An 11921-nucleotide genomic window follows, 5' to 3' on the forward strand; every position below is an offset into this window, starting at 1 on the left:
CCACGACAGAACGAAGGAACGACCATGCCCCAGATCAACTGGACCGTGAGCAAGCGCATCTCAGCGATCGCGGCCCTCGGCATCCTCACCACCTGCATCGTCGGCGGGGTGGGCATCGTCGAGGCCAAGTCCGCACAGCAGGACTCCGCGAAGGCCGCCGAGATCGACGAGGCGCTGCTCACCCTCCGCGCACTCGACACCCGCGCCAGCGAGCTCAAGGTCGACGGCTTCAAGTCCGTCACCCTGTCCGACCCGACGGTGGCTCAGGCCGACGTCGCCGACGACACCGCCCAGGTCGAGGAGCTGGTCGCCGAGCTGGAGGCCTTCGACCTCGCCAGCGAGAACGAGGACCAGATCGTCGAGGTCGGATCCGCGTTCGAGGAGTACACCGCAGCCATCAGCGCGTTCGTCGACGCCGCTGTCCAGGACCCGGAGCAGATGCGTGAGCGGGTCGAGGAGATCCAGGCGGCCAACGACATCACCGACGAGGTCCTCTCCTCCACCCTCGAGGACTTCCACGAGGATGCGGCGGCGGCCAACGACGCCGCCGACCACGCCGTGAGCACGCTGGTGACGCTGATCCTGGTCGTCGGCGCGATCGGCTTGCTGCTGCTCATCGCACTGTCGGCGCTGATCGCCCGCAGCCTGGTGCGCCCGCTCACGGCGGCCGTCGGCATGGTGGAGAAGTTCGCCGCCGGCGACCTCACCGGCCGGCTTCCCGAGAAGACCTCCGGCGACGTGGGCCAGCTCGAGAAGGCGCTCAACCGGTCCATGGACTCGGTGACCGAGATCGTCGGGTCCGTGGTGGGCTCGGCCGACGCCGTCGCCGCGGCCTCCGAGGAGCTGTCCAGCTCGTCGGAGCAGATGGCGGCCGGAGCCGAGGAGACCTCGGTCCAGGCCGGCGTGGTGGCCGGGGCTGCCGAAGAGGTGTCCCGCAACGTGCACACCGTCGCCGCGGGGGCCGAGCAGATGAGCGCCTCCATCCGCGAGATCGCGCACTCGGCCAACGAGGCGGCCCGGGTCGCGGCCCAGGCCGTGTCCATGGTCGACAACACCAACGAGACGGTGGCCAGGCTGGGGACGTCCAGCCAGGAGATCGGCAACGTGGTCAAGGTCATCACCTCGATCGCGGAGCAGACCAACCTGCTGGCGCTCAACGCGACGATCGAGGCCGCCCGCGCCGGCGAGGCCGGCAAGGGCTTCGCCGTGGTCGCCAACGAGGTCAAGGAGCTCGCCCAGGAGACCGCCCGGGCCACCGAGGACATCGCCCGCCGGGTCCAGGCGATCCAGGGTGACACCGGCGGAGCCGTCGAGGCGATCGGGGAGATCTCCACGATCATCACCTCGATCAACGACTACCAGCTCACCATCGCCTCCGCCGTGGAGGAGCAGACCGCGACCACCAACGAGATGACCCGCAACGTCTCCGAGGCGTCGGCGAGCTCGAGCGAGATCGCGGCCAACATCTCCGGGGTCTCCTCCGCTGCCGACTCGACCACCGAGGCCCTCGCCCAGACCCGCAGCGCGGTCGACGAGCTCGCCCGGATGGCGGCCGGCCTGCGCCAGGACATCAGCCGCTTCACGGTGGCCTGAGAGCTCTGACGAGAACCGGATGACCGTCCAGCCGCGGGCCACGCCGCCGCCCCTGGGACCCGCCCTGGCGTGGCAGCCCGGGCTGAGCCATCGAGGATCGGACACATGCCGTACACCCACGTCGCTGCGCCAGCGCTTGGTTTCGACCTGGCGCGCCTCGTGGGCGGCGAGCGGACCGCGACCGTCCTGCGCGGCGCTCTCGCGGCCACTCCGTCCGACCTGGCCCGGCTGGCCGGTCTCCACCCCGGAGCAGAGGCGCGCGACCGTTGGCGCCAGGCCTGGGCGGTGCGCCACGCGGCCGCACCTCAGCTGCTCGTCGAGGTCCTGCCGCTGGCCGGCGCCGCCCTCGCCGGGGCGGCTCGCGGCGAGACCACGCTCCTGCGTCGTCTCGAGCGGTCCCTCCTCGGTGACGCCACCGCGCTCGACCGTCTGGTCCGCCACGAGCTGCTGGACTGGACCTGGGTGCACAGCGGGTCGACCGCGGTCCAGGACCCCACGGCCACCGCGGCCGCTGACGTGCTCGTCGACGCGGCCGTGAGCAGCTACCTGCAGGCGACGCTCCCCGCAGACCTCCGCCGCGCGATGGCCACCGCGCTGGTCCGGTCCCGGGTGTCGCTCCCGACCGAGCCGGGGGGCACCGGGGTGCCCGGCGCGGACCAGCGGTTGGCGGGTCTCGCGGGCGCCGACGAGTCCGCCCGCCGCGCCTGGCGCCGCGTGGTGGACGAGCTGCGGGCGACGACGGCCCAGTGGGCGCCGGCCATGCACCAGGCGACCCAGGCGGTGGCGACCAGCGACCGGCTTCGCACCGCGACCGACGTCCAGCTCGCCGGCGTCATCGCCTTCCACCGCAGCGGCTTCACCGCGCGCGACGCGGCCTACGGCGTGTGGAACGCCGTGTCCGGCGTGCTGCAGGCGGCGGTCGCCGAAGACCTGCTGCCCGGCTCCGCGGCCGAGGTCCTCCTCCGCCCGTGGCGCCTCGTCACCGAGGAGGGGCAGGCATGAGCAGGATCAAGGTTCTGGTGGTCGACGACTCCGTCGTGATCCGCAAGCTGGTGACGGACCTGCTGGGCAGCGATCCGGACATCGAGGTCGTCGGCACCGCGGTCAACGGGCTGGCGGCGCAGTCGAAGGTGACGCTGCTGCGGCCCGACCTGATCACGATGGACGTCGAGATGCCGGTGCTGGACGGCATCGAGGCGGTGCGGCAGCTGCGGGCCGCTGGCTCCACCGTGCCGATCATCATGTTCAGCACGCTGACCGAGCGCGGCGCGACCGCCACGCTGGACGCACTCGCGGCGGGGGCGACCGACTACGTCGCCAAGCCGGCCAACGTGGGCAGCGTCGGCCAGTCGATGCAGCAGGTCAGGGACGCGCTCATCCCCCGCATCAAGGCGCTGGTGCCGCTGCGCCGGGCGCTCCCGACCCTCCCCGAGCAGCCCGTCGCACGTCCGCGGCCGGCGGTCCCGGCCCAGGTCGCTCTGCGGCCACGGACCCCCACGCCGCTCGGAGGGCACCGGCTGCTGGTCGTGGGAAGCTCCACCGGCGGCCCAGAGGCACTGACCACGCTCTTCGCCGGCCTGCCCCCGTTGCCCGTCCCCGTCGCCGTGGTCCAGCACATGCCGCCGATCTTCACCCGGCAGTTCGCCACCCGTCTCGACCGCCGCTTCGCGGCCACCTTCCGGGAGGTCGAGCACGGGGACGTGCTCCGCCCGGGAACCGTGAGCATCGCCCCCGGCGACCACCACCTCGCCGTGCACCAGCGGGGCGGCGAGCTCGTGGCCCAGCTGTCCCAGGGTCCCGCGGAGAACTACTGCCGGCCCGCCGTCGACGTGCTCTTCCGCACCGCGGCGGAGGCGTTGGGCGACCGCGTCCTGGGCGTCGTGCTGACCGGCATGGGCCAGGACGGGTGTCTCGGCTCCCGCACTCTGGTCGACGCCGGTGGCTCAGTCGTCGTCCAGGACGAGCGGACCTCCGTCGTCTGGGGCATGCCCGGTGCGGTCGCCCAGGCCGGGCTCGCGGAAGCCGTCCTCCCCCTCGACGAGATCGCCGCCGAGCTGCTGCGGCGCCTCGGCACCGGCCCGACCGCCTCGACCCACCAGCCCGCAGGAGCCTCTCGATGACCATCAGCGTCCAGTCCTTCCGCTTCGTCCAGGAGCTGGTCCGGTCCGAGAGCGCCATCGTCCTCGACACCGGCAAGGAGTACCTGGTCGAGTCGCGGCTGGCGCCCCTGGCCCGCACCGCGGGCGTCGCCGACGTCGACACCTACGTGTCCGACGTCTCCCGGCGTCGTACGCCGGCGGCGATGCGTGCGGTGGTCGAGGCCCTCACCACCAACGAGACGTCGTGGTTCCGGGACGCCGAGCCGTTCACCGCGTTGCGGAACATCGTGTTCCCCGAGCTCGCCGCGACCCGCGGTGGGCGGCCGATCCGGGTGTGGTGCGCGGCCTGCTCGAGCGGGCAGGAGCCGTACAGCGTCGCGCTCTCGGCCCTGGACACCCCCCAGCTGAACGGCGCGCCCGTCGAGGTGCTGGGCACCGACCTCTCCGAGGAGATGCTCGTGCGCGCCCGGACCGGGGAGTACTCCCAGCTCGAGATCAACCGGGGCCTGCCTGCGACGACGCTGGTGAAGCACTTCGAGCGCGCGGGGATGCACTGGCGGGTGCGGCCCGAGGTGGCGAGCTCCGTGACCTTCCGGACCCTCAACCTGATCCGGCCGTTCCCGCCGATGGGCAGGTTCGACATCGTGTTCCTGCGCAACGTCCTCATCTACTTCGACGCCCCGACCAAGCGCGACATCCTGCGTCGGGTGCGGCAGGTGCTGGCGCCCGACGGCGTGCTGTTCCTCGGGGCGGCCGAGATGGTCACCGGCATCGACGACGGGTGGGAGCGCCTGCCGGGAGCCCGGTCGTCGATCTACCGCCCCCGCGGCTGACTCCCGCCGGCCCGGTCACGTGCCGGGTCGCTCTGGCGACGCTCTGCCGACGCTCTGGCGACGCTCAGCCGCCGCGCCGGCGCAGCTCGTCGGCGAGTGACGACACGGTGTCCTCGCTCGGCGAGGCCGCGTCGCGGTTGCTGGCCTCGAGCTGGACCAGGAGCTCGGCCCGGTTGACCGCGACCGAGCGAGGCGCGTCGATGCCGATCCTGATCACGTCGCTGCGGACCTCGAGGATCGTGACCGTGACGTCGTCCCCGATGACCACGCTCTCGCCGACGCGTCGGCTCAGCACCAGCATGGGCGCCACGCTACCCGGACGGACCGCGTCATCTGCTCGCGACGAGCGGGGTGCGCACCAGGTGTTCCGCGTCGTCCAGGACGACCTGGCACGCGCGGCGGTTCGCGGTGTTGAGCACGACGGGCGCCAGCAGGTTGGCCGTCGACGTTGGCAGCGACTCACCGGCGGTGAGCACCACGAGGAGCATCGCCTGGTCGACGGACTCGATGTCGAGCTCGTCCACGGTGAGATCGTCGATCTCGGGGGTGTAGTCGGGGAAGAACAGGCTGGGCGGTGCGACGAGGAACCGGAGGTCGGGGTGGTCGAGCGACCGCAGCGAGCACAGGCCCCCGCTGCCGTCGAGGTCGACCAGCGCGAAGTGGCGGTCGTCCGGGAAACCTGGCATCGGACGTACCAGCTCGATGACCGGGAGGTCCGCCTCGGCGGGGGCGACGGTGTCGGTCATCACCGCAGGAAGTCCAGGAGACTCGGCTGGATCACCCGGGCGGTCGCGGCGAGGGCGGCCTGGTAGGCCACCTCCTGAAGGTGCACGTCGACGGTGGCCTCGGCCAGGTCGACGTTCTCCACCTCCGAGAGCGACCCGGTCAGGTCGAGCTTGCGGCTGAGCAGGGTGGTCTCCGCCTGCTCGATCCGCTTGTAGGCGGCGCCGACGTTCGCATGGGCGTTCGCCACCGTGCTCACCCGGGCGCCGAGCTCGGCCAGCCCGGTCTGCACGCCGGCGTGGTCGCCGCTGCGCAACGCCGTCGCCAGGTCCTCGATCTCGGCGAAGACCGAGGTGGCGCCGTCACCGAAGACCGAGCGGCCGTCCACGCTCACGTCCACCTTCACATCGTCCCCCACCCGGCGGGGGATCGCCCCGGCGACACCTGTGAAGGTGCCGGTGGCGTCGAAGGCCTGGCTGCCCGCGGTCACCCCGCCGAACACCGGCCGGGTCAGGTAGGTGGTGTTGGCCTGGCTCAACAGGTCCGCCCGGATGTGGTCGAGCTCCGTGGCCAGGGCGTTGCGGGCGTTCTGGTCGAGGCTGCCGGTGTTGGCACCCTGGAGCGCGATCTCCCGCGCGCGCCCGATGTTCTCGCTCACGGTGAACAGGGTCTGGTCGACCAGGCCGAGCCGCCCCAGCCCGTCCTGGGCGTTGCGGGCGTGCTGTTCGACCGCCTTGAGCGAGGACCGCAGCCGCATCGCGCTGGTGGTGTCGGTGGGCGAGTCGGACGGGCGGTTGAGCTGCCGCCCGGTCGAGAGCCGCTCCTGAACCCTGGCCAGGTTGGACAGGCCGAGCTGGAGACGGCCGACCGAGCGGTCGACCAGCACGTTCTGGGTCAGGCGGAGAGTGGACATCAGCGCACCAGCCCGGTCCGGTTGATCAGGGTGTCCAGCACGGAGTCCATGGTGGTCATGACCCGGGCCGCAGCCTCGTAGGCGCGCTGGGCAGCGACCATGTTCACGGTCTCCTCGTCGAAGTTGACACCGGTGAACTGCTCGCGCGAGCCCTGCACCTGCGCGGTCAGGAGCTGCTGGGTCGCGCTGCTGCGCCTGCTCGTCAGCACCTCGGTGCCGAACCCGTTGACCAGCCGTTGGTAGGCGAGGTCCGCCACCTGGAGGTCGCCCAGCGCGTCCGCCACTCCCCCGTCGAGGACTCCCGCCGCGGTCGAGGCGGCCACGGCGGCGGGGTCGGTGATCGCGACCTGGAGCGACCCGGCGGCGCCGGCGGCGCTGTAGGAGAAGAAGGGCTGGCCGGGGTTGCCGTCGAGGTCGAAGCCCGTGGTGTGGAGGGCGTTGACGGAGTCCGCGAGCTGTTGGGCGACCGAGTCGAGCCCGGCGAGATACGTGGGCAGGGTCGTCGTCAGCAGCTCGCCCACCGCACCGAGCTCGCCGCCCACGGCGGAGGGGATCACCGTCGCGGTGCCCGAGGTCCCGGTGATCGAGAACATGAGCGGGTTGCCATCGTCGGAGCCGTCGGCCGCGATGCCGCCGGCCACCGCGAGCGTGGCCGCGGTCTTCCCGGCCACCAGCGAGACCCCGCCGACGGTGACGTCCAGTCCGCCGTTGGGCTGCACGGTCGCGTCCCCACCGGTGAGCCTGGCGAGGTTGAGCGCGAGGACGTCCCGCTGGTCGAGGAGGTCGGAGGCGTCCACCCCGGCGGCCCGGGCGTCGGCGATGTTGCCGTTGACCGAGGCCAGGTCCCGAGCCGTCGCGTTGATCTCGGCCACCAGGTCGAGCGCGTGGTGGCGCTGGTCGGTCAGCTCGGTCGTGATGTTCCCCGCCTGGACCCGGACGGCGTCGGCGAGGGCCTGACCGGTCGCGAGCACCTGGCTGCGGGAGGCGGTCTGCTCGGGGTGGGTCTGCAGGTCCTGCCAGGAGTTGCGGAAGTCCGCGAGCGCCGCGGCCACGCCCATGTCACCCGGCTCCCCGATGCCGCTCTCGACCCGGTCGAGCACGGTGACCCGGGTGTCGAAGTAGGACTGCTTCGCGTTCTCGCGCCGGGACCGAGCCTCGAGGAACGGGTCGGACATGCGTGAGATGGTCGCCGCTGACACCCCGTCGCCCGCGCCCTCGTAGCGAGACCACATGGCGACCTGCGTGGGGCTGCCGACGGACATGGCCTCGGCGCGGCGCCGTACGTAGCCCTCGCTGTTCACGTTGGCGATGTTGTTGCTCGCCACGTCCATGGCCAGGCGCTGGTAGCGCAACGCACTCAGTGCGCTGTTCAGGGAGGAGAGCGTGCCACTCACGGGCCGACCGCCTCAGAACGTCCGGTCGACACGCACGGGTCCGCCGGAGGCGCTCACCACGGCACTGCCGTCCGCGGCGTACCCCTCGGTGGCCTCACCCAGCGCGAGCAGGGTCTCCCGGGCCGACCGGTAGCCGCTCGTGATCAGCTCGCGGTTGGCGTCGGCGAGCTCGGTGATCGACTGCATGGTCAGCAACAGGGCCGCGCGGTGGTCGCCGAGCATCTCCGACCAGGGCTCCTGGGCCCGGCTCGCCAGCTCCGTCAGCGACGGGTTGGGCGCCAGCCCCAGCGCGGCGGCGGCCTCGTCCGCGGCGACGGCGCGCAGGACCTCGGTCTTCCGCATCGACTCGAGCACGGACTCGACGTCCAGAGCGGCGCGTAGCAGCCAGCGGGTGCGGCCGGTCGCCAGGATCAGCTGCTCGACCTCGAGGGCGTAGTGCAACCCTTCGAGCAGCTCGCGCTGCTGCCAGAGCACCTGGGAGAGGCGCTGCAACGACGTCGTCATGGTCGGCCTTTCTGGTGCCGGAAGGTCGAGGCCCGTCTCCCCGACCCATGCCTGATCGGCGAGCCGGTAGCGCACCTGAGAGGTTCGTGACGGGCAATCTCCCGAACCACTCGACCGGCATGCCCGAACGAACTTTCAGGTAGCCCGATCGGGTGGTCCCGCATAGCCCGTCCCGCTTGTCCGTTCGGTGGAGCGCGGATTGACGCCTTGGTACCACCGAAGCCACAGCATGCGCGCCTGATGCGAAACGCCTGCGCGACCGATCCTTGAAATATGGATCACACGCGCGTCGCGACCCAGCCGGCCGGCGGGATGAACAGTGAGGAACTGGTCGAGCAGCACCTCCCCCTGGTGGGTCACATCGTGCGCGAGACGGCGGCCCGGGTCCCGGCCCACGTCGACAAGGAGGACCTTCGATCGGCGGGGCTGGTCGCGCTGGTGACCGCCTCCCGGGCCTTCGACCCCGAGCGCGGCATCCCCTTCGCCCGGTACGCCTCCACGCGGATCCGCGGCGCGATCGTCGACGAGCTGCGCTCCGCGGACTGGGCCTCCCGCGCGGTGCGTCGGCGCGGTCGTGACATCGAGACCGTCCGCTCCACGCTCGCTGCCTCGCGGCGGCGAGCCCCTGACGACGCCGAGGTGGCCGCGGAGCTGGGGATCAGCGTCGCCGAGGTCCGGCGGTCGGCCGAGGACCTCGCCCGGGCCTCGGTGCTGTCGCTCGACATCGACGCCGACCAGACCTTCGCCGAGGTCCTGCCGACGACCGAGCCGACCCCCGACGTCCAGCTGGAGAAGCGCGAGCGCCTCGAGTACCTCGACGAGGCCATCTGCGAGCTCCCTGACCGGCTGCGCCTGGTCATCCGGGGCTACTTCATCGACGAGCGCCCCATGGCGGAGCTGGCCGACGAGCTGGGCGTCACCGAGTCGCGGATCTCCCAGATGCGGGCCGAGGCGCTGGTCCTGCTCAAGGACGCCCTCAACCACGCCCTCGACCCGGACCTGGTCGCCCAGCCCGCTCGACCGGACGGGTGCGCCGCTCGCCGCCGCGACACCTACTTCCGCGCCGTGGCGGAGCGGCACGCCGCCAACCAGGCACGGCCCCGGGTGCGCCGAGCCGTCCTCGACGGGATCGCCTGAGCCCTCGGAGGTCCAGACCGGCTCGAGGCAATCCCTCAGGTCGGAGCGGACCACGCCGAACAGGGTGGGCGACGGAGCCCACGGACGGACTCCAGCACCACCGACTCACACCAAGGAAGGAACCATCATGAGTCTCCGCATCAACCAGAACATCGACGCCTTCAACTCCTACCGCAACCTGTCGGTCACGCAGGGCCAGATGTCCAAGTCGCTGGAGAAGCTGTCCAGCGGCTACCGCATCAACCGGGCCGCCGACGACGCGGCCGGCCTCGCCATCTCCGAGGGCCTGCGCTCGCAGGCCGGCGGTCTCAAGGTCGCCGTCCGCAACGCGCAGGACGGCATCTCGGTCGTGCAGACCGCGGAAGGCGCCCTGACGGAGGTCCACTCGATCCTCCAGCGCATGCGTGACCTCGCCGTCCAGGCGGGCAACGACACCAACAACAGCGACGCCCGCACAGCGATCACCGGTGAGGCGACGCAGCTGCAGGCGGAGCTGGAGCGGATCGCCGGTTCCACGAACTTCAACGGCACCAAGCTGCTCGACGGCAGCGCCAACACCCTGAACTTCCAGGTGGGTGCCGGCTCGTCGTCCGCGGACAACGTGATCTCGTTCAACTTCGACGTCGCGGACGTGGCCTCGGTCGCGGACGCGCTGGCGAACGGCGGCGGCAACTCCTACGCCGTCCTCACGCCGACCACCGTGGCGGGCAACTGGGCGTTCTCCACCACCGGCGTCGTCGCCTCCTCCACGGTCGACATGGGCACCGCGGGTGACCACAAGACCGTCCAGGACGTCGCGGACCACCTCAACAACGACTCCGGCTTCTCGGCGTCGTTCCGGGCCAGCGTCGACCAGGACAACCAGCTCGTGGTCAACGCGACCAACGGCGGCACCCTGGCCACCACGGCCCCGGGCACCGGTGGCGCGGCCGGCTCGGCCATCGCCGGCGGGATCTCGTTCAGCACCGGAGCCAACGCTCGCGCCGCGGTCGCCGCCATCGACACGCAGATCCAGAACATCTCCACCGCGCGTGCCGGTCTCGGTGCGGTGCAGAACCGGTTCGAGCACACCATCAACAACCTCAACGTCGCGGTCGAGAACGTGACCGCGTCGGAGAGCCGGATCCGCGACACCGACATGGCTCAGGAGATGATGCAGTTCACCCGCTCGCAGATCCTGTCCCAGGCCGGCACCGCGATGCTCGCCCAGGCGAACTCGGCGCCGCAGAGCGTGCTGTCGCTGCTGCGCGGCTGATCCCGCCACGGGGGCGTCGACCGGCTGCTGATCCCTACACCAGCAGCCGGTCGGCGTTCTCGCCACCACGACACCAGCCGACCAGCGCCCGGAGGAGGAGCTCATGGTCAGCAGCGCCAGCATCAGCGGGCTCGCCTCGGGGTTGGACACCGACACGATCGTCACCCAGCTCATGCAGCTGGAGGCTCTCCCCCAGACCCGGCTGAAGCAGCGGGTGTCCACCGAGAAGAGCCTCGTCACCACCCTGCACGCCCTCAACACCAAGACCGCTCTCCTGGCCAGCAAGGCCGCAGACCTGGCCAAGGCCGCCACCTGGTCCGCCGTGACCAGCACGTCGACGAACGCCGCTGTCCGGGTCAGCGGCACGACCACCGCCGAGCCGGTCCGGCTGAACGTGACGGTCACCTCGGTCGCTCGTACCCACCAGCTCGGCTTCACCCAGGCCGCGGCCCTCACCGACCCGGTGACCGGTGCCTCCACCAAGGTCCGGCTGGACCGCTTCGACGGCACCCCGGTGGACCTCGAGACCGGCGACGGCACCCTCAAGAGCCTGGCCGCGGCCATCAACGACCCTGCCAACGACACCGGGCTGCGCGCGACCACGATCAAGACGACCGGCGGCTACCGCCTGCTGGTCGAGTCAGCGGAGACCGGTGCCGCCAAGGACTTCGACCTCACCGCACTCGACGGGTCGCCACTGCTCGGCGGGGCCACCGTCCGGGCCGGCGCCGACGCGGCGCTCGACCTCGGGTCGGGCATCTCGGTGACCTCCGCCACCAACACCTTCGCCGACATCGTCCCGGGCGTGACGATCACCCTCGGGTCCGACGCGGTGCCCGGCACGGTCTCGACCGTCGACGTATCGCGCAACACCACGAAGCTGAGCGCGGCCTTGACCGACCTGGTGGCCGCCATGAACTCGGTGCTCTCCGAGATCGACACCCAGACGGGCTACGACGCCACGACCAAGAAGGCGGGGCCCCTGGCCGGCGACGGCTCGGTCCGGACGCTCCGCAGCTCGGTCCTGAACACCATCTTCCCCACCGCGAGCTCGGAGTCCCTGGCCTCGATCGGCCTCCAGACCGATCGATCCGGCAAGGTCACGTTCGACGCGGCCACGTTCGCCTCGGCCTACGCCACCGACCCGGCGGGCACGGCGGCCCGGTTCACCGACGCCACCGACGGGTTCGCCGTCCGCCTGGCCGGCGTGGCCAAGGCCGCCAGCGACCCCCTCGGCGGCACGATCACGAACTCCATCCTCGGCCGCAACTCCGGCATCGACCGGCTGCAGGCCCGCGTGGACGACTGGGACGTCCGGCTGGAGAAGCGGCAGGAGAGCCTCAAGCGGCAGTTCACGGCGCTCGAGACGGCCATGAACCAGATGTCCACCCAGTCCAGCTGGCTCAGCAGCCAGCTCTCCTCGCTCTCGAGCAACTCGTCCTCCTGACCCGACCACCTCCGACCACACAC

The 11921-nt window shown here is 71.6% G+C and carries 12 protein-coding genes; 7 read left to right on the top strand and 5 right to left on the bottom strand.

Annotation, left to right across the window (positions count from 1 at the left end; genetic code table 11):
- The first annotated feature begins 24 nt into the window (after nucleotides 1–24).
- The 4 genes from JHD21_RS15785 to JHD21_RS15800 all read left to right on the top strand — a co-directional run bounded on the left by JHD21_RS15785 (nucleotide 25) and on the right by JHD21_RS15800 (nucleotide 4525).
- Complete coding sequence (locus JHD21_RS15785; RefSeq protein ID WP_292677142.1) at nucleotides 25–1593, top strand: methyl-accepting chemotaxis protein; 1569 nt, start codon at nucleotides 25–27, stop codon at nucleotides 1591–1593.
- 105 nt (nucleotides 1594–1698) lie between these two features.
- Nucleotides 1699–2595, top strand: a complete 897-nt coding sequence (locus JHD21_RS15790; protein ID WP_292677144.1) for a hypothetical protein — start codon at nucleotides 1699–1701, stop codon at nucleotides 2593–2595.
- On the top strand, nucleotides 2592–3713 hold the full coding sequence (locus JHD21_RS15795) for a chemotaxis response regulator protein-glutamate methylesterase (RefSeq protein ID WP_292677146.1): 1122 nt from the start codon (nucleotides 2592–2594) through the stop codon (nucleotides 3711–3713). The genes JHD21_RS15790 and JHD21_RS15795 overlap by 4 nt, the downstream gene beginning before the upstream one ends.
- Nucleotides 3710–4525: a protein-glutamate O-methyltransferase CheR gene (locus JHD21_RS15800; protein ID WP_292677148.1), complete on the top strand. Its 816-nt coding sequence runs from the start codon at nucleotides 3710–3712 to the stop codon at nucleotides 4523–4525. The genes JHD21_RS15795 and JHD21_RS15800 overlap by 4 nt, the downstream gene beginning before the upstream one ends.
- A gap of 64 nt (nucleotides 4526–4589) precedes the next feature.
- Here JHD21_RS15800 and csrA read toward each other — a convergent pair whose 3' ends face one another.
- Genes csrA through flgN form a run of 5 tightly spaced genes read right to left on the bottom strand, consistent with a single transcriptional unit; the run spans nucleotide 4590 to nucleotide 8059 of the window.
- Nucleotides 4590–4826 carry a carbon storage regulator CsrA gene (gene csrA, locus JHD21_RS15805; RefSeq protein WP_292677150.1) on the bottom strand — a complete coding sequence of 79 codons (237 nt, stop codon included), beginning with the start codon at nucleotides 4824–4826 and terminating at the stop codon, nucleotides 4590–4592.
- Between the two features lie 28 nt (nucleotides 4827–4854).
- Nucleotides 4855–5271 (bottom strand): flagellar assembly protein FliW, encoded by a 417-nt coding sequence (locus JHD21_RS15810; RefSeq protein WP_292677151.1) that lies wholly within the window; start codon nucleotides 5269–5271, stop codon nucleotides 4855–4857.
- Nucleotides 5271–6161, bottom strand: coding sequence for a flagellin (locus JHD21_RS15815; protein ID WP_292677153.1), 891 nt, complete (start codon nucleotides 6159–6161; stop codon nucleotides 5271–5273). The genes JHD21_RS15810 and JHD21_RS15815 overlap by 1 nt, the downstream gene beginning before the upstream one ends.
- The gene (gene flgK / locus JHD21_RS15820) at nucleotides 6161–7555 is read right to left on the bottom strand and encodes a flagellar hook-associated protein FlgK (protein WP_292677155.1); all 1395 of its coding nucleotides are present in this window, start codon (nucleotides 7553–7555) and stop codon (nucleotides 6161–6163) included. The genes JHD21_RS15815 and flgK overlap by 1 nt, the downstream gene beginning before the upstream one ends.
- 12 nt (nucleotides 7556–7567) lie before the next feature.
- A complete protein-coding gene (flgN, locus tag JHD21_RS15825) occupies nucleotides 7568–8059 on the bottom strand; it encodes a flagellar export chaperone FlgN (RefSeq protein ID WP_292677157.1) in 492 nt (163 codons plus the stop codon).
- A 273-nt stretch (nucleotides 8060–8332) separates the two neighbouring features.
- On the opposite strand from flgN, the gene JHD21_RS15830 reads away from it, so the two are divergent.
- The 3 genes from JHD21_RS15830 (at nucleotide 8333) to fliD (ending at nucleotide 11898) form a co-directional block, all read left to right on the top strand.
- Nucleotides 8333–9196 carry a FliA/WhiG family RNA polymerase sigma factor gene (locus JHD21_RS15830; RefSeq protein ID WP_292677159.1) on the top strand — a complete coding sequence of 288 codons (864 nt, stop codon included), beginning with the start codon at nucleotides 8333–8335 and terminating at the stop codon, nucleotides 9194–9196.
- Nucleotides 9197–9323: 127 nt separating this feature from the next.
- Nucleotides 9324–10451, top strand: coding sequence for a flagellin (locus JHD21_RS15835; protein WP_292677161.1), 1128 nt, complete (start codon nucleotides 9324–9326; stop codon nucleotides 10449–10451).
- Nucleotides 10452–10554: 103 nt separating this feature from the next.
- Nucleotides 10555–11898 carry a flagellar filament capping protein FliD gene (gene fliD, locus JHD21_RS15840; protein WP_292677162.1) on the top strand — a complete coding sequence of 448 codons (1344 nt, stop codon included), beginning with the start codon at nucleotides 10555–10557 and terminating at the stop codon, nucleotides 11896–11898.
- Nucleotides 11899–11921 lie beyond the last annotated feature (23 nt).

Origin of the sequence: Nocardioides sp. (assembly GCF_016462705.1) — a bacterium.
Lineage (GTDB): Bacteria > Actinomycetota > Actinomycetes > Propionibacteriales > Nocardioidaceae > Nocardioides.